Here is a 15,105-nt window from a genome sequence, read left to right as displayed (position 1 = left end):
AGTAATTAATGTAAAGGAGTGATCAAAATGGCTAATCAGAAGAAGAAAACCTTGCCGCCGCAGCATCAAAACCGGCAGCCGGGCTTTGAATATGTAATGGACCCGCGCCCCGTTTTTGACAAACCGAAAGCGGCGAAAAAACTTGAAGGGAAAACGGCGATCATCACGGGCGGAGACAGCGGGATCGGCCGCGCCGTATCCGTTTTATTCGCGAAGGAAGGCGCTAATGTGGTCATCGTTTACTTTGATGAGCATCAGGATGCCGAAGAGACGAAGCAATATGTAGAAAAAGAGGGGGCGAAGTGTCTGCTGATCGCAGGGGATGTCGGCGACGAAGCTTTTTGCAACGATGTCATCCGCCAGGCGGGCCAAGCCTTTCCTTCCATTGACATCCTGGTCAACAACGCGGGTGAGCAGCACGTGCAGCCGGGGATTGAGAAAATCACGAGCCACCAGCTCATCAGAACGTTTCAGACGAATATTTTTTCAATGTTTTACTTAACGAAAGCCGCGCTCCCTCACCTGAAAAAAGGAAGTTCAATCATTAATACGGCTTCCATTACCGCCTATAAAGGCCACAAAACATTGATTGACTATTCAGCGACAAAAGGGGCGATCGTCACGTTTACAAGATCTCTTTCCCAATCTCTTGTCACTCAGGGCATCAGGGTAAACGCAGTGGCGCCGGGGCCGATCTGGACGCCGCTGATCCCGGCGAGCTTCTCGGCGAAGGAAGTGGAAGTCTTCGGCTCAGACGTGCCGATGCAGCGCCCGGGAGAGCCTGTTGAAGTGGCGCCGAGCTATTTGTACTTAGCAAGCGATGATTCTACCTATGTCACGGGTCAGACGATTCATGTGAACGGCGGCACCATCGTAAACGGATAATGTAAAAAAAGCCAATCCATATGGATTGGCTTATTCACTCTGTTTGAGTGCTGCATATTCTTTTGAAAGCGTGAGGAACGCTTCTTTATTTTTATCATCAAGCGCCTTATTAATCTGCATTGTCAGTATGGCGATCCGGCGTTTATACAAGGATTCATCAAGCACCATTTGAATGTAAATATCGGCCATTGTCACATCGAATTCGTTTGCTTTTTGCGTGTTGCGGGACTTCATGAGCTCAGTGTACGACTTTTTCTCTTTCATAAAGAATCCCCCCAATGCCTTTTTTATAGTATATGGATAACGGCCGGAAAAATCAATTAATTTTTATAATCTTTAGACAACTAATACTTGGAAATATATCGACATATCCTGCAAATTGACGAAAAAACGAAAATGATCGTTGTATAAATGAGGTGAAATGAAAAAGAAAAATAATATTTAAATAGTAATTTAAGACTAAATTACATCTTTAAAAGGTGATTTTTAGCTATATTCAAAAAAAACCTGTCGTTTTTCAATGACAGATGATAGATTATTAGTATAAATTTTCAAGAAAAGGATTGGAGGCTGCACATCATGTGCCAGAAAACACACGCACCCTTAGAAAGCTATGAAGTAAATCGTTCAACCATCGCTGTTTTGCCTGAGGAAATAGACGGTAAAATGGGGTCGAAGGTCATTGAAAAAGACTGCATTCTGTATGTCAGCATGAAGCCGATTCACATCATCGACAGAAGCTGCCGCTACTTTGGCTCCAGCTATGCCGGGAGAAAAGCGGGAACATATGAAGCGATTAAAATTTCTCACAAGCCGCCGATTATGGTGGACCCTTCAAATCACATCTTTTTATTCCCTACACTTTCTTCTGCAAGGCCTCAATGCGGCTGGATATCGCATGTGCACGTTAAAGATTTTCAACCGACGGCATTTGATGACACAGCGGTCACGTTCTCAAACGGCAAAACGATGGAACTGGAAGTATCCTATCATTCTTTTGAAAATCAGGTTTACAGAACCGCCTATCTCAGAACCACTTTTCAGGACAGGATGGGCAGTCATATCCCGAAGCGGCAGGAATTCATGCTGTATCCGAAAGAAGAGCGGACAAGAATGATCTACGACTTTATTTTGCGGGAGCTGGGGGAGAGATATTAGAGAAAGCTGTGATGTGAAGGGACGGGCCCTTTCCTTTTAGGAAGGGCTTTTTTCGATTTACATGCCCGGATAGAGTTGTATCGTGTCCGTCTGTTGGCTATGATGATGTAAAGAGTAATGATATTTCATTTTAGGAGAGATGGGCATGGATGTGTTTGCAAAATATATATCAGGAATCGATAACCCGGATCACCGTCTCAAAGCAGAGGAAATTTTGTCGTGGACGGCTGACCAATTTCCGAACTTAGAAGCACAGATCAAGTGGAACAAACCGACATTTACCGATCACGGCACCTATATCATTATGTTTGCCGCGGCAAAAAATCATTTGAGCATTTTACCTGAAAAAGAGACGATGGAGCATTTTGCCGATGACATCGCCCAAGCCGGGTACAGCGCTTCTTCACGCCTGTTCAGAATTCGGTGGACTGATCCGGTGCACTATGATCTGCTTAAGAAGATCATCGAATTTAACATCAAGGAAAAAGCTGAAAATCCGGGGTTTTGGCGCTAGCGGACGTGATGTTGAAGGAGGAAGACATGGACGTTTTCAAAGACTATTTATCAAGTATCGACAGCCCTGATCATCGTCTGCGAATGGAGGAAATCCTGTCGTGGACGGCTGAGCAATTCCCGGGTTTAACACCGCAGATCAAGTGGAACACGCCGATGTTTACCGATCACGGCACGTTTATTATCGGCTTTGCGGCAGCAAAGCATCATGTAAGTGTTTCTCCCGAAGAAGCTGGAATTGCGCATTTTGCCGACGACATTGCCCGTGCCGGCTACAGCGCTACTTCCCGTTTGTTCAGAATTCAATGGACTGAACCGGTGCATTATGAGCTGCTTGAAAGCATGATTCAATTCAATGTTCAGGATAAGGCGGACTGCTCAGCGTTTTGGCGGAAATAACGAAAGAAATGTTAAAAAAACAACCCTGAGGAGGGCTGTTTTTTATTAAACGTATTCCGAAAAATAAGGGATTTGCGTATCCGGCAGACCCTCACGAAACGCACGATGGCTGAAATCGTGCGTTCAACATTCTTTATTTGACGACAGACATGCTGACGCTGCTGCCTGACACTGTCAATTTGGCAAAATCCTGTGTATCAATCACAGGGGTGACTGCTTTATTGTCGATCGTGATGTTCGTAAAGGCTGTTGAGAAGTTTGATTTGATGTAAGGGCGCTGATCCTCTGATGTGACCGCGACGGTGGCGAGCGCTTTCCATTTTGAGACAGAGCCTACATTTGTTTGGGCGAGTTCTGAGATGATGCGGCCGGTGTATCCGTCATTATTCGTGCCCCAATATGTGGCGCGGGTGTTGCCGTTCAGATTTTTGTAAATGGTCAGCTGTACGGTGCTGCCGGGCCGGAAGCCTTTCGTATAAGTGAATTGGCTTTCTCCTTCCAGATACCGGACCTGGCCTTGTCCCTTTGAACCGACTTTCATGATCGGTTTCCATACATGATAGGTGTCACTGTACTGAAGCCCGATATCAGCCTCTGTGCCTCCGGTAAATCCTGAGTAAATATAGGCTGTCCCATTTGACACCTGAATCGAGCTTGGAAGCTGAATTTTCGTGACGAGAACTGAGCCCGTGCTGTTCAGATAGGCCCTTCCGCCGATTCCTTTACTGAGCTGGGACGCCGCTTCCGCCGTATTGGGACTGATCACCCCCGGAATATCCGCCGTACATGCGCCGAATAGAACGGCTGTAGTGAGAACACCCGCAACAAGCCCTTTTTTCATCATCATTTCTCCTCCTATCATCATAGTCAGATAGCGCTATCAATTCATATTATAAAAGGTTTTGGGAAAAATTCCATAAAAGATATACGGGCGGACATAAATTAAAACTATTTTCCTATTTATCTTGTAAATGGAGATTATTTGAACTATGATATGTTCAGCAATACAGCATGATTCAGGAAAGGGGATAGGATAGAAATGAAAAAGACGGCAGCTGTGCTTTTGTCTTTCGGCCTGGTGTTCGGTTGTTCATACGGAGCGGGGCAGACGGCAGAAGCGAAAACAAAGGTAAAAACGTATCAAAACTGCAAGGCGCTGAATAAGGTGTATAAGGGCGGCGTGGCCAAATCGTCGAAAGTGAAAAACAAGGGCGGCAGAACAAAGTACAAGCCGTATGTATCAAAAGCGCTTTATAATGCAAATAAAAGACTTGACCGGGATAAAGACTATATCGCATGTGAGAAATAAAAAAACAAGCCTCTTTAAAGAGGCTTGTTTTTTTAAATGGATTCGGCGGTGACGGCGGTTCCGTATCCGATTAATTCGGATGTGTTCTGTCCTGCGGTCAGTTCGAACCGCAGGCCGACGATGGCGTTCGCTCCGAGCTGCTCCGCCTCTCTGATCAGCCGCTCTTTCACCGCTTTTTTGGAGTCTTCCAGCATTTCGGTATAGCTTTTTAATTCGCCGCCGACGACAGATTTTAAGCCTGCAAGCAAGTCTTTTCCGATGTGACGGGACTGGACGATACTGCTTGTCACTAAGCCTTTTACTTCCGTAATCTGTTTTCCGGCGACGGTTTCGGTCGTTGTCATGATCATGCGGCTTTCCCCCTTCATGTGTCTTACCGCTATTTTATCATTAAGCCGCCTTTTCGGCTGCGCTGATTTGTTTTTTTCTGACTGCGGCGCTGACTGCAAACATGACGGCAATGTTCAGAACCAGCGCGATGATGCCTGTATTCATATCCTTAACGATCTGCGGAAGAAACGGAAAGAGGGTTCCGACGGTTGATTCGGTCAGCGTAATGAAGGCCACCGTTCCGACCCCGGCCGTTATGCCGGCAAAAGCGCCGTGGCTTGTGATGAAACGCCGCTTCGGCAGGCTGAATAAGAGGGCGGGGAAAAGCTGGGTGACAAGGCTGTAGCCCATTAAAAGCAAGGTGACGATGGTATTTCCGCCTTTCAGCGTAAAATATACGGAAATCAGCGCGATAACGGGTACGGCGTATTTTGCGAGCCGCGAGACTTTTTCGTCAGTCGTGCCGGGCAGAATGGCTTTGTACACATTTTTGGCGAACAGCGTGCTTGAGGCCATTAATATCATTGAACCGGGTACAAGCGCCGTCAGAATGCCCGCCGATCCGATCAGCCCGACAAACCAGGGATCAAAGGTTTTCACAGACAGCTTTAATAACGCGAGATCCGTGTCCGCCCCTTTTAAACCGGGCACCTGCAGAATCGCCGCAAATCCGGTAAAGATGACAAACAGCAGGACGAGCTGATAAAGAGGCATGATAATCGCATTTTTCCGAAACACCCGCGGATGCTCCGCCGAATAGGAAGCGGCAAAGGTATGAGGCCACATATAAAAGCCGAGGGCGGTCAGCAAAACCGTTGAGCTGAACCAGGAAACGCTCTGTCCGGTTTCCGGCAGCGTGAGAAAACCGGGTTTTGCGGCGTCAATTTGTTTGAACATCTCCGTAAACCCGCCGTAATAATGAATGGGCAGATAAATACCTAAATACAGGACGATGCCTAAAATCATGATATCTTTGACGACGGATATCCACGCTGAACCGTGGATTCCTGAAATCATCACATAAATTGTGATGGAGACAGCGCCGATCCAGACAGCGGCGGAGGGCGGAATCTGTCCGTATGACGTTGCTGAAACAATTAATCCGAGCCCTTTCAGCTGCAGAACGAGATAGGGGATGAGGGATGCGATGCCGACGAGCGATACGAGAATGCCGAGGAGCGGGCTGTTGTATTTTGAAATAAAAAAATCTGATTGCGACATCAGTTTGTGTTGTTTGGCGTAAGTCCACACGGCTGGCAGAAGCCAATATGACAAAATGTAGGCAAGGCAGCCGTACGCGATAATATAAAAGGCCGGGCCTCCTTTTCCGTAAGCCCATCCGCTTCCGCCGAGGAATGTGAAGGTCGTGTATATTTCTCCCGCCATTAATAAAAAGACAAACATCGTGCCGAAGCCGCGTCCGCCCACCGTCCATTGTTCAAGGTCCATATGTTTTCCTTTTCGGGCCCGGATTCCGAGATATACACAAAACAGGAGCACGGCGGCCATTACGGGAAATGCTGCATTCATTCCGTCTCACCCGCCTTGTTTTCTTTGTCCAATTTGTAAACGGCGGCCATCAGAACGGAAGTCAGCACCGCCCAGATGACGACATATGCGAGAATGAAAGGCATTCCGAAAACATAAGGCGTCACCCGGTTTGCAAATGGAATGCCGGCGAGAATTCCGAAAAAGGGCAGGGCGGCGAGAACATGAATCAGTTTCATAACATTCCTCCTTTTCATTGAAAACAGCGTGTCCCGATTATAAAGAAAATCATGTCGAATGTATAGTGTGAATAGTCTGAATTTTATTTTTTAAAAAGGAAAAGCAGTCCCGGCTGCTTTTTAAATGGTCGCAAGAGACAGGTAATATTCCAATAAGGCGGTTACCTGTTCCCGTATTCTCGGGTTGAAATAACGGTGTTTTTCTTCATAGCCGTTAATGGTGCATATATAAAGCGTAAATGCTTCGTCTCTTTCCGCTTCGTATATTTTAATTTTACGCTTTCTTAACTCTTTTCGAACATCACTCAAATCCTTTTGTGCTAATTTTAAAGAGCAGCTGATAAGCTGTTTATAGGGTTGTTTTAATTTGAACGGGCACGAATCAAGCGCTTCGAGGTCCCGGTTCAGGATGGCAGCCGCCATGGGCAGAAACAGCCCTTTTTCGATGAGATCGCGGGTGCCGCTCCGAATGTCAGGCATAAATACTCCTTCTTTCTTAAAAAAGAGAACATTTGTTCTTATTTTATACTCGCTTACACGATATTTCAAGACGGAAAATCTCGTAAACATTTTCGTTTTTTGGAGATAATGTGTAGAATAAGGATAGACAAACTCGTTAAGGAGTATAAACGTTGGAGCAATTTTTATCATATTTGACTGAGGAACAGCTGACGGAATGGTTCCAAAGCTATAGAGCTTTCGGCCCGGCGGCTGCGGCTGTACTGCCTTTTATTGAAGCGTTTCTTCCGTTTTTGCCGCTCGTTGTATTTGTGGTGGCGAATACGAATGCATTTGGTTTGTGGGAAGGTTTTTTTCTGTCATGGCTCGGGTCTGCGTCAGGATCGATGCTGATGTTTTATACCGTCCGCCGTTTCGGACAGAAAAGAGCCTTCGGTTTCATCCGCAGGCATCAGACCATAAGGCGGATGATGCTCTGGGTTGAGCGGCACGGTTTCGGTCCGCTGTTTATTTTACTTTGCTTCCCCTTTACGCCGTCCGCTGCGGTTCATATCGTTGCCGGTCTGTCACGGGTGGGAGCGCTGCAGTTTATATCAGCAGCCGCGATGGGGAAAATGGTTATGATCTTTATGATCAGTTTTATCGGGTATGATCTTCACGCACTCATTACACAGCCTTTCAGGATGGCGGGCGCCATAATGGTGATCGCGGTGCTGTGGTATGCCGGAAAGCATATCGAACGGCGTTTACAGACGAGAATCAGTCAGCATGAGAAAGACGGAGGGAGACAGGAATCTTGAAAAAACGATTTTGGTTTATAGCCGGCGTGCTTATCGTTGTTTTGGCCATACAATTAAAGAATGCCATTTTTATTGATTATAAAGTCGAAGGAATCAGCATGAATCCGACCTTTAAACAAGGAAATGAGCTGATGGTCAACAAGTTTTCCCATCGTTACAAAACGATCCGCCGTTTCGATATTGTTCTGTTTAAAGGCCCGCACCGCAAAGTGCTGATCAAACGTGTCATCGGGCTCCCCGGCGAGTCAATCGCATACAGGGAGGATCAGCTGTATGTGAATGGAAAACGGGTGGCGGAACCGTTTTTAAAACCGTTAAAGTCATCATTGTCCGCCGGGAGCCATGTGACCGGTGATTATACGCTGAAGGAAACGACCGGGCGCAAAAGCATACCGAAGGGACAATACTTTGTTATTGGCGACAACCGCATATACAGCCTCGACAGCCGTCATTTCGGTCCGATTAAGGATAAAGACATTGTCGGAGTCATCAGTGAATCAGACGCCAAGTGAACGGCGTCTTTTTTTCGGAAATGATTGTCAAAAAGCGGAGGAAAGACTATAATGAAAATTGTTACGCACGAAACAAAAAAGGAGGCGTTTATTTTTTAGTAGTTTTGTTACGTGTGTAACAAAAAAAGGAAAGAGGGCTGATGAGATGAAAACACAGGTTGCCATTATCGGGGGAGGTCCGGTCGGGCTTATGCTTGCATCAGAACTGGCGCTGGCCGGAGTGAAAACGACTGTCATTGAACGATTGAAGAAGACGGTGCCATATTCCAAAGCGCTTATCATGCATCCGCGCACACTTGAGCTTTTTGCCATGAGAGGCATATTGGAACGCTTTGTGGATCAAGGGACGAAGGTGTCTTCCGGCCATTTTTCCATGCTGGATACACGGCTGGATTTTTCTCGGCTGGATACGAAGCAGAATTATTCGTTAATGCTTCCTCAGGCAGAAACGGAGCGGATGTTGGAGGAGTATGCATCAAGTCTCGGCGCAAATATCATCCGCGGGGCGGAAGCGGTGGCTGTCACCCAGACGGATGACGGAGTGGAGACGGTGTTCCGGGACGAAAGCGGAATCGGCACTCTTCACAGCTTATATGCCGCGGGTACAGACGGAGCGGGGAGCATTGTCCGGAAACAGGCGGGCATCGCTTTTTCGGGCACTGATGCCGACTTAACAGGAACCCTTTGTGATGCCGCTTTGAAACATCCGCCCGAATCTTCCTTTTTTTCAACGTGCCGGCTGGAGGGATCGGTTGTGATTATCCCTCTTACGGACGGACTTTTCCGCGTCCTCATCGTTTCTCCGCACGTCCCGCAAAAGCGGAAGGAAGAGCGGGTCACCGAAGATGAGCTGAAAGAAGACCTGCGGCGGATATGCGGCACTGATTTCGGATTGAGTGATCCGGTATGGATGTCGCGGTTCGGCAATGCCGAGCGTCAGGCTGAGCAGTACCGCTCCGGCCGGATTTTTGTAGCCGGGGATGCGGCGCACATTCATTTTCCCGCAGGCGGCCAAGGCCTGAATACGGGGCTTCAGGATGCCGTCAATCTAGGCTGGAAGCTGGCGGCGCAAATGAAGGGAAAAGCGGCGCCTCATCTTCTGGACAGCTATCATCAGGAAAGGCACAGCACAGGAAAAGAAGTGCTGCACAATATCAAAACGCAGATAAAGCTCATGGATTTTACCGAGTCGGGGATGGCATTAAGAGAAACGATGACCGCTTTGCTGGATTTTCAGGAGTCCAACCGTTTATTGGCGGGAAAAGTATCCGCGCTTGATCTGCATTATGAACCGGATGCGGAGCTGCCGCCGCATACGCTGAACGGAAAACGCCTGCCGGATATCGAACTGACCCTTCATGACGGGCGGCCGGCCCGGCTGTATGATTTTCTCCGCAAGGGCGGCTTTGTGCTTCTGTCATTAAGAGGGAGCATTCCCGCCGGTATTGATACGGACAGTGTGGCAGCAGTCAGGGCGGAGCTTGCTGAAACACGTGCCGATTGGAATGACGTCCACACCGTTTTAATCCGGCCGGACGGCCATGCGGCATGGGCAGCCGGCGGCTCGGGACGTGAAGCGGAAGAAGCCGTTCTGGCCGGTTTGGAGAGATGGGGATTATTCATCTGATAACCTTTTTATGCGCCTGTGTGATTGTTTCTTGTGTAACAAAACGTTATAGTAAAAGAAACAATCAATACGGAAGGGTGACTCAGCAGTTGGACAGAAGACAGCCAGACCATGCAAAACACATGATTCTTGAAGGGCTGACAGATATTTTTCACGAGCAGGAGAGGTGCCAGGAGGATATCAGGGCGTCGTTGGCCGGACGGATGGATGAACTCCGTGAAGGAAACGGGAAAAAATTACAATTGACCTTGACGGAAATTCACATTTTGTCGTGTATCGGAGATCATGAACCGATCAATGTCACGTCAATAGCGGAAAAAATGAAGACGACAAAGCCGACCGTGTCGAGAAGCTGCGCGAAGTTTTTGGAAGCCGGCTTTCTGCGCAGAACCCGGCTGAGCGACAATAAAAAAGAAGTCTATTTCCGGCTGACTCCTGCCGGGAAAGAGCTGCATTCCCTTCATCATGAATATCATGAATTGATAAAACAGCGGCTCTTGGCGTTTTTAGACCGCTATACAGATGAAGAACTGTTATTTGCTGAACGGCTGTTCCGTGATCTTTCAGCAAACTGGCGGTCTGTAAATGGCGGCGGTGAGCTGTTCAAATAAAAAACACGCATATGGATGCGTGTTTTTTTATTCGGATCATGTTCCTCTTTCTGCCCGGCCTCTTTCGCCGTGTGCCCGTTTCAGCTGAGAAAGGTGGTGCAGCAGCCGATAGAAGGGCGGAAGCATGGCGATGACGAGAACGATCCGGATGACCTGAACCGCGACGACGAAAGTCGAGTCTTCGTGCAGGGTGATCGAAGTCGCCGCCATCTCGGCGATCCCGCCGGGAGAAAAGGCGAGAACAGATGTAATCATGGAGATGCCCGTTAATTTAGAAACCGCAACCGCGCTCAGAATCATGGCGGCGATTAATCCGACGGAAGAAATAAACCCGACGGTCAGCACTCTCGTCACGCCGGTGAACATGCTTTTGTACATTTTTGATCCGATTGTGGCGCCGAGAAAAATTTGTGACAGCTGGTTCGCTTCCGGCGGCCACCAGGCCAGCATGTCTTTGCCCGCCAAGGCGGACACGCCGATTTCCGCAGCAGCAACGCCGATCATGCTGCCGAGCAGCCAAGGGGCGGGAAATTTCAGCCGTTTTGCGCCTTTGCTTGCAAGCCAGGCAGCCAAAATAAATCCGGCCGTTAACAAGACGGGAATAAGGCCCGGATGTGAAGCTCCTGCTGAAACGGCTCCGGCTGATGTCTGAGCCGCACCGTTTTGTTTGGTAAATAAGAAAATAACGAGAAACGGTATTGTCATGACGACCAAAAGGACGCGCGTCAGCTGAATAAGGCTTACAATCGCGGTGTTTGCGCCGACTTCCTGGGCGATACCGGGCATGGCGGATAAACCGCCCGGCGCCGTGCCTACAAAGCTTGTCATCATGTCCGTCCGGCTGAACCGAAAGAGCACATATCCGGAAACAAGCGCCATCACGATAGAGAAAATCAGCATGAAGCCTACCGGAAGCCAATGCTCCCGTAAAACCGACAGAACGGACAGGTTCAGTTTCTGGCCGAGTTCGATGCCGAGGATCATTTGTCCCGCCGCAAGCCATCTGCGGTGAATCCCTCTTCTGTCAGGCGCCATGAACAGCCAGCGGGGCCTCGTCATGGATAGGATGCAGCCGGCGGCAAGCGTTCCGAGCATCCAGGCGATCGACATCCCTGTAAGCGAAAGAAGAAACCCCCCTGCCGCACTGATGAGAATAAACCAGATATCTGTAAGGAGATGTTTGTCTTTCTTCAATGAAAACCCTTCTTCCTGAAACATTCATATTAAATTGTTAAGCTCGTTAACCTTACTATTACTATAGTATAGATTTTGAGATAAATAAATAATGAATTATTTCTCATAATCCATTCATTTTTCTTATCGAAAACACAAAAAAAGCTCCGGAGATGGGTGAGTGCACCCTACTCCGAAACCTCGCCCGCTTTTCCTTTCCACACAAGCGTCAATCCCAGACCGAGAAATAAAACCACACCTGCGAACAGAAATGGGAAGTGAATATTCATATCAAATAAAATACCGCCCAGAGCCGGGCCGAAAATGGTGCCCAAACTCGTGTATGTTGAGTTCATACCGGCAACAAACCCCTGCTGATTTCCTGCGATCTTCGATAGATAAGTAGTCAGTGCCGGGCGCAGTAAATCAAACGCAAGGAAAATGATGCAGGTGACAGCGAGCACGGGCAAAAACCCTGACATCACCGTAGAAACGAAAGCCAGCACAGCGCCGATGATCAGACAAAGCTGAATGACTTTTTTCTCCCCGAGGAAGTTGACAAGTCTGCCGAACGCGAGCACTTGAATGAGGACTGCCACAATGGAGCTGAACGTAATAATAATGGCGATATCCTTTGGCGTGAAGCCGAATTTATGGTTTGTAAATAAGCTGAATACCGTTTCGTACGCCGACAGCCCGAATGCCAAAACAAAAACGATGATAAAGGCGATCAAGTAGCTTGGATGAATCGACTTTTTCAAATCTTTTAAGAAGGTTGATTCTTTGGCGCTTTCCATCTGCTTTGCGCGTTCTTCTTTAGTTAACGGCTCTTTCAGCATAAAGACAGAGGAAATCACTGCGATAAATGCAATTCCCGCCGCAAAGAAAAACGGCATACGAACGCCGTGATCGGCAATAAATCCTCCTATGCCGGGCCCGATGATAAACCCTGTGCTGATGGCGGCAGATACATAGCCCATCGCCTTCGATCTTTCCTGCACTGTCGTAATATCTGCGACATACGCTGTAACGGCGGGCATGATAAAAGCGGCACTGATGCCCCCCAGCACCCTTGCGAAATATAAAATGGAGACATGTGTGCCCAACCCGAAGGTCAGTTCGGATAATGCGAATAAAAACAGTCCGGCGAGAATCATGATTTTTCTGCCGAAGCGGTCAACCCATCTTCCCGCAATGGGGGATGCAATTAATTGCGCGACGGCGAAGGCAGCGACAAGGTATCCCATTGTGCTGCCCGTCAAGTGCATCACATTCATAAACAGCGGCATAACGGGAATGATCAATCCGATGCCTAAAAACGCAATAAATATGTTGCTTAATAAGATGATGAGTACAGCCTTTTGTTCTCTGATCGGTTTTTGCATGTTGTTTCTCCTTTGTCAGCTGTCATTCTGTTTATCAGCGTTGATCGACCCGTGAATAAACACGGAGATGGCTTCTTTTTGCAATTCGATTCTTTGCTGAATGGTATCGTTTTTATATAACACATCTAAACCGTAGAAGACGGATAGCAGGATTTTTACTTTTGATTCGACATGAGGAATGGACCAGCTGCCGTCTTGATTTCCCTCTTCTAAGATCTCTCTCATCACATCGTCATATTCAATATCAATTTTGTTGAGCCGCTTTACGACCTCCTCTGACGTAAACGCACTCGCATAAAACTCTTCACTTGCTCTCATAAGCGGGTAATTGATGCTCATCCGGCTCAGCAGCTCCGCAAAGCCCGTCAGCTTTTCGGCAGCATCTTTCAGATCGGCTTCCATTTCCCTCCACGTCTCGATCATCACGCGGTGATCCTCTTCCATGATATGAAGAAACAGAAACTCTTTTCCTTTAAAATGGTGATATAGATTGCCTTTGCTGATCTCGGCCGCCTCTAAAATATCCCGAATCGATGTTTCTGAATATCCTTTTTTTGCAAATAAGTCACGCGAAGCGGATACGAGCCTGTTCTTCGTCTTTTCGCTCTTTCCGGCACCGCCTTTTGTATTTGTCACTTCACACAGATCCTTTCCGCCAAATGAGGTTCGGCTCCTTAGAAACCGACCGGTTGGTTTATTTTATTATAAAGGGTTTTTGCTGATTATACAATGAAGAAGTTATCCATTGTTTAGAGGGAGTATATAAACGGCTCGAAAAGTAAACCCCATTCTCTCATGTTGAAAGAACGGGGTTTGTCTGCGGTCTGAAGACTCCCGGCGGGGGAGCGTGATCTGCCTGAACGTTTATTTTCCGGTATTTACCTCGGTGTAGCTTGTGTTCGGCGCGTTTGATACCGTTCCCCCTGTATGGTGGAAAGGAGAGTGGGCCATATCGTATAAAAACCAGACGGCATGACGCTGCTCGTCAAATGCCGTGCGGGCAAATAACCGCTTCGCTTCCGGATGCACCGCTCTATCGGATGCCTGCAAATAAAAATCATTCGTTTTCTGCTCATCATAAAACGCCGCCCTCAGTCCTTCTCTGTATGTGTGCGGACAATGCTCCGTCTGTTTCGGCGTCAACTGTTTTCCGGTAATTGACGTATACAGTGAAGAGAAAGCGTGCATGTGGCGCACTTCTTCCTCTCTGATATGTTCGATTCGTCTTCTGATTTCTGCGGTCGGCGCTTTTTCGGCTAATATTGAGTAGCAAATCACAGCGCTGTATTCACCGTTTATGGATTTTACCAGATCCTTTATAAGCACAGAATCGTCACTGCAGATGGCTGTATAATGAAAAAAATTCTCGTGCATTGGACTCACCCCCGGATGTTTATAGGGTATTATACGGCGGCAGCCCGTGACATGTGCGGATGTCATTTTTATTCTTGATCCAGCGGCGATGTAATATGGTCGTCGTATGTGTCGACAAAAAGCCGGCCGTTGCTTCCGCGCACAGCGTATACGACGTCTTCCGGTTTGAGGTTTCTCTTATCCAATTCTTCTCTCAGCCATTTTTCCGATACGTGATTTTCTTCCAGATTTTTCATCACCAGCCGACCGTCCATAATCAGCTCAACGGCAAAGTTCTTTTCATGTCCGGCAAAGATGCCGAGATCCTGTCTTGTAACGGGCGCAAATTCCGGTTTGACCTCCACTGACATGCTGCCGTTTGTTTCAATGATGGCAGTCTGAACCTGAGAAATGTCAAATACATCATTTTCACGAAGCTGCTGGTTCAAGTAGTCGAGGGTATAACGCATCTTTTTCATATTATGCTCAAGTATTTTTCCGTTTTGAATGATAATGGTCGGTTTGCCCGCAAAGAAACCCCTGGCAGTTCTGTTTTTCATAGAAAGATATGCGACAAGATAAATGATAACCACAAAAATCGTGTAAGCACTGACAGTAAAATGAATCGGCAGTTTTGTATTAAACGACAGATTGGCTGTGATGGCGCCGAGCGAGATGGCCGCAATGAAATCAAAAAGCGTCATCTGTGAAATGGTTTGTTTTCCGAGTATACGGGCGCCGATAAACAGAATGCTGAACGACAGAGCCGTCCGTACAATTACTTCGGGATATTCTGACATCATCATTAGTCCTTTTTTCTTTATTTTGGTCAAAAACGAAATTTTTTAAAACAGTCATCCCGTT

General features: G+C 47.5%; 20 protein-coding genes. 9 read left to right on the top strand and 11 right to left on the bottom strand.

Translation table 11 applies throughout. The features are described from left to right. Window positions 1-27: 27 nt before the first annotated feature. The gene (locus ACWHAR_RS09095; protein ID WP_032874380.1) at window positions 28-885 is read left to right on the top strand and encodes an SDR family oxidoreductase; all 858 of its coding nucleotides are present in this window, start codon (window positions 28-30) and stop codon (window positions 883-885) included. Window positions 886-915: 30 nt separating this feature from the next. Here the strand turns inward: ACWHAR_RS09095 and ACWHAR_RS09090 are convergent, their stop codons facing one another. Beyond that, window positions 916-1,149, bottom strand: coding sequence for an IDEAL domain-containing protein (locus tag ACWHAR_RS09090; protein WP_032874382.1), 234 nt, complete (start codon window positions 1,147-1,149; stop codon window positions 916-918). 315 nt (window positions 1,150-1,464) lie between these two features. On the opposite strand from ACWHAR_RS09090, the gene ACWHAR_RS09085 reads away from it, so the two are divergent. From ACWHAR_RS09085 to ACWHAR_RS09075, 3 genes are all read left to right on the top strand, one after another. Further along, window positions 1,465-2,043 carry a competence protein ComK gene (locus ACWHAR_RS09085; protein ID WP_003155179.1) on the top strand — a complete coding sequence of 193 codons (579 nt, stop codon included), beginning with the start codon at window positions 1,465-1,467 and terminating at the stop codon, window positions 2,041-2,043. A gap of 145 nt (window positions 2,044-2,188) precedes the next feature. Continuing rightward, complete coding sequence (locus ACWHAR_RS09080; protein WP_032874384.1) at window positions 2,189-2,557, top strand: iron chaperone; 369 nt, start codon at window positions 2,189-2,191, stop codon at window positions 2,555-2,557. A 26-nt stretch (window positions 2,558-2,583) separates the two neighbouring features. Then, window positions 2,584-2,955: an iron chaperone gene (locus ACWHAR_RS09075; RefSeq protein ID WP_032874386.1), complete on the top strand. Its 372-nt coding sequence runs from the start codon at window positions 2,584-2,586 to the stop codon at window positions 2,953-2,955. Window positions 2,956-3,088: 133 nt separating this feature from the next. Here ACWHAR_RS09075 and ACWHAR_RS09070 read toward each other — a convergent pair whose 3' ends face one another. Beyond that, on the bottom strand, window positions 3,089-3,799 hold the full coding sequence (locus tag ACWHAR_RS09070) for a YrpD family protein (protein ID WP_003155170.1): 711 nt from the start codon (window positions 3,797-3,799) through the stop codon (window positions 3,089-3,091). Between the two features lie 195 nt (window positions 3,800-3,994). Between ACWHAR_RS09070 and ACWHAR_RS09065 the strand changes: the two genes are divergently transcribed. Continuing rightward, window positions 3,995-4,264 carry an excalibur calcium-binding domain-containing protein gene (locus ACWHAR_RS09065; protein WP_003155168.1) on the top strand — a complete coding sequence of 90 codons (270 nt, stop codon included), beginning with the start codon at window positions 3,995-3,997 and terminating at the stop codon, window positions 4,262-4,264. Between the two features lie 32 nt (window positions 4,265-4,296). Here ACWHAR_RS09065 and ACWHAR_RS09060 read toward each other — a convergent pair whose 3' ends face one another. The 4 genes from ACWHAR_RS09060 to ACWHAR_RS09045 form a co-directional block, all read right to left on the bottom strand. Continuing rightward, the gene (locus tag ACWHAR_RS09060; protein WP_003155166.1) at window positions 4,297-4,614 is read right to left on the bottom strand and encodes a YbjQ family protein; all 318 of its coding nucleotides are present in this window, start codon (window positions 4,612-4,614) and stop codon (window positions 4,297-4,299) included. Between the two features lie 40 nt (window positions 4,615-4,654). Next, window positions 4,655-6,124 carry a sodium:solute symporter family protein gene (locus tag ACWHAR_RS09055; RefSeq protein WP_015388467.1) on the bottom strand — a complete coding sequence of 490 codons (1,470 nt, stop codon included), beginning with the start codon at window positions 6,122-6,124 and terminating at the stop codon, window positions 4,655-4,657. Then, complete coding sequence (locus ACWHAR_RS09050) at window positions 6,121-6,321, bottom strand: DUF3311 domain-containing protein (protein ID WP_003155162.1); 201 nt, start codon at window positions 6,319-6,321, stop codon at window positions 6,121-6,123. Before ACWHAR_RS09050 ends, ACWHAR_RS09055 begins: the two co-directional genes overlap by 4 nt. 120 nt (window positions 6,322-6,441) lie before the next feature. Further along, window positions 6,442-6,801 (bottom strand): hypothetical protein, encoded by a 360-nt coding sequence (locus tag ACWHAR_RS09045; RefSeq protein ID WP_012117241.1) that lies wholly within the window; start codon window positions 6,799-6,801, stop codon window positions 6,442-6,444. A 152-nt stretch (window positions 6,802-6,953) separates the two neighbouring features. Here ACWHAR_RS09045 and ACWHAR_RS09040 point away from each other — a divergent pair, with 152 nt between their 5' ends. The 4 genes from ACWHAR_RS09040 (at window position 6,954) to ACWHAR_RS09025 (ending at window position 10,330) form a co-directional block, all read left to right on the top strand. Further along, the gene (locus ACWHAR_RS09040; protein ID WP_032874388.1) at window positions 6,954-7,580 is read left to right on the top strand and encodes a TVP38/TMEM64 family protein; all 627 of its coding nucleotides are present in this window, start codon (window positions 6,954-6,956) and stop codon (window positions 7,578-7,580) included. Beyond that, window positions 7,577-8,092 (top strand): signal peptidase I, encoded by a 516-nt coding sequence (gene lepB / locus ACWHAR_RS09035; protein WP_003155158.1) that lies wholly within the window; start codon window positions 7,577-7,579, stop codon window positions 8,090-8,092. Before ACWHAR_RS09040 ends, lepB begins: the two co-directional genes overlap by 4 nt. A 58-nt stretch (window positions 8,093-8,150) precedes the next feature. Further along, a complete protein-coding gene (locus ACWHAR_RS09030) occupies window positions 8,151-9,719 on the top strand; it encodes a monooxygenase (protein ID WP_322975852.1) in 1,569 nt (522 codons plus the stop codon). A gap of 89 nt (window positions 9,720-9,808) precedes the next feature. Then, window positions 9,809-10,330, top strand: a complete 522-nt coding sequence (locus ACWHAR_RS09025; RefSeq protein ID WP_003155156.1) for a MarR family transcriptional regulator — start codon at window positions 9,809-9,811, stop codon at window positions 10,328-10,330. A 36-nt stretch (window positions 10,331-10,366) separates the two neighbouring features. On the opposite strand, the gene ACWHAR_RS09020 is transcribed toward ACWHAR_RS09025, so the two are convergent. From ACWHAR_RS09020 to ACWHAR_RS09000, 5 genes are all read right to left on the bottom strand, one after another. After that, window positions 10,367-11,524 (bottom strand): AbrB family transcriptional regulator, encoded by a 1,158-nt coding sequence (locus ACWHAR_RS09020; protein ID WP_014304750.1) that lies wholly within the window; start codon window positions 11,522-11,524, stop codon window positions 10,367-10,369. Window positions 11,525-11,691: 167 nt separating this feature from the next. Further along, window positions 11,692-12,888 (bottom strand): MFS transporter, encoded by a 1,197-nt coding sequence (locus tag ACWHAR_RS09015; protein ID WP_003155154.1) that lies wholly within the window; start codon window positions 12,886-12,888, stop codon window positions 11,692-11,694. Window positions 12,889-12,903: 15 nt separating this feature from the next. Continuing rightward, window positions 12,904-13,524 carry a TetR/AcrR family transcriptional regulator gene (locus ACWHAR_RS09010; protein ID WP_003155153.1) on the bottom strand — a complete coding sequence of 207 codons (621 nt, stop codon included), beginning with the start codon at window positions 13,522-13,524 and terminating at the stop codon, window positions 12,904-12,906. A 228-nt stretch (window positions 13,525-13,752) separates the two neighbouring features. After that, window positions 13,753-14,262, bottom strand: coding sequence for a ferritin-like domain-containing protein (locus tag ACWHAR_RS09005; RefSeq protein WP_014304752.1), 510 nt, complete (start codon window positions 14,260-14,262; stop codon window positions 13,753-13,755). Between the two features lie 68 nt (window positions 14,263-14,330). Continuing rightward, window positions 14,331-15,044: a DUF421 domain-containing protein gene (locus tag ACWHAR_RS09000; protein WP_079891127.1), complete on the bottom strand. Its 714-nt coding sequence runs from the start codon at window positions 15,042-15,044 to the stop codon at window positions 14,331-14,333. Window positions 15,045-15,105 lie beyond the last annotated feature (61 nt).

This window comes from Bacillus sp. LR--39 (assembly GCF_053613335.1).
This window is presented reverse-complemented; position numbering and strand designations above follow the sequence as displayed.

Bases quoted from the DNA above. Each gene is read 5' to 3' on its own strand.
- ACWHAR_RS09075 (WP_032874386.1), top strand. From the start codon at position 2,584: ATGGACGTTTTCAAAGACTATTTATCAAGTATCGACAGCCCTGATCAT.
- ACWHAR_RS09045 (WP_012117241.1), bottom strand. From the start codon at position 6,801: ATGCCTGACATTCGGAGCGGCACCCGCGATCTCATCGAAAAAGGGCTG.
- ACWHAR_RS09000 (WP_079891127.1), bottom strand. From the start codon at position 15,044: ATGATGTCAGAATATCCCGAAGTAATTGTACGGACGGCTCTGTCGTTC.
- ACWHAR_RS09065 (WP_003155168.1), top strand. From the start codon at position 3,995: ATGAAAAAGACGGCAGCTGTGCTTTTGTCTTTCGGCCTGGTGTTCGGT.
- ACWHAR_RS09060 (WP_003155166.1), bottom strand. From the start codon at position 4,614: ATGATCATGACAACGACCGAAACCGTCGCCGGAAAACAGATTACGGAA.
- ACWHAR_RS09090 (WP_032874382.1), bottom strand. From the start codon at position 1,149: ATGAAAGAGAAAAAGTCGTACACTGAGCTCATGAAGTCCCGCAACACG.
- ACWHAR_RS09070 (WP_003155170.1), bottom strand. From the start codon at position 3,799: ATGATGAAAAAAGGGCTTGTTGCGGGTGTTCTCACTACAGCCGTTCTA.
- ACWHAR_RS09050 (WP_003155162.1), bottom strand. From the start codon at position 6,321: ATGAAACTGATTCATGTTCTCGCCGCCCTGCCCTTTTTCGGAATTCTC.
- ACWHAR_RS09005 (WP_014304752.1), bottom strand. From the start codon at position 14,262: ATGCACGAGAATTTTTTTCATTATACAGCCATCTGCAGTGACGATTCT.
- ACWHAR_RS09055 (WP_015388467.1), bottom strand. From the start codon at position 6,124: ATGAATGCAGCATTTCCCGTAATGGCCGCCGTGCTCCTGTTTTGTGTA.
- ACWHAR_RS09085 (WP_003155179.1), top strand. From the start codon at position 1,465: ATGTGCCAGAAAACACACGCACCCTTAGAAAGCTATGAAGTAAATCGT.
- ACWHAR_RS09080 (WP_032874384.1), top strand. From the start codon at position 2,189: ATGGATGTGTTTGCAAAATATATATCAGGAATCGATAACCCGGATCAC.
- ACWHAR_RS09015 (WP_003155154.1), bottom strand. From the start codon at position 12,888: ATGCAAAAACCGATCAGAGAACAAAAGGCTGTACTCATCATCTTATTA.
- ACWHAR_RS09095 (WP_032874380.1), top strand. From the start codon at position 28: ATGGCTAATCAGAAGAAGAAAACCTTGCCGCCGCAGCATCAAAACCGG.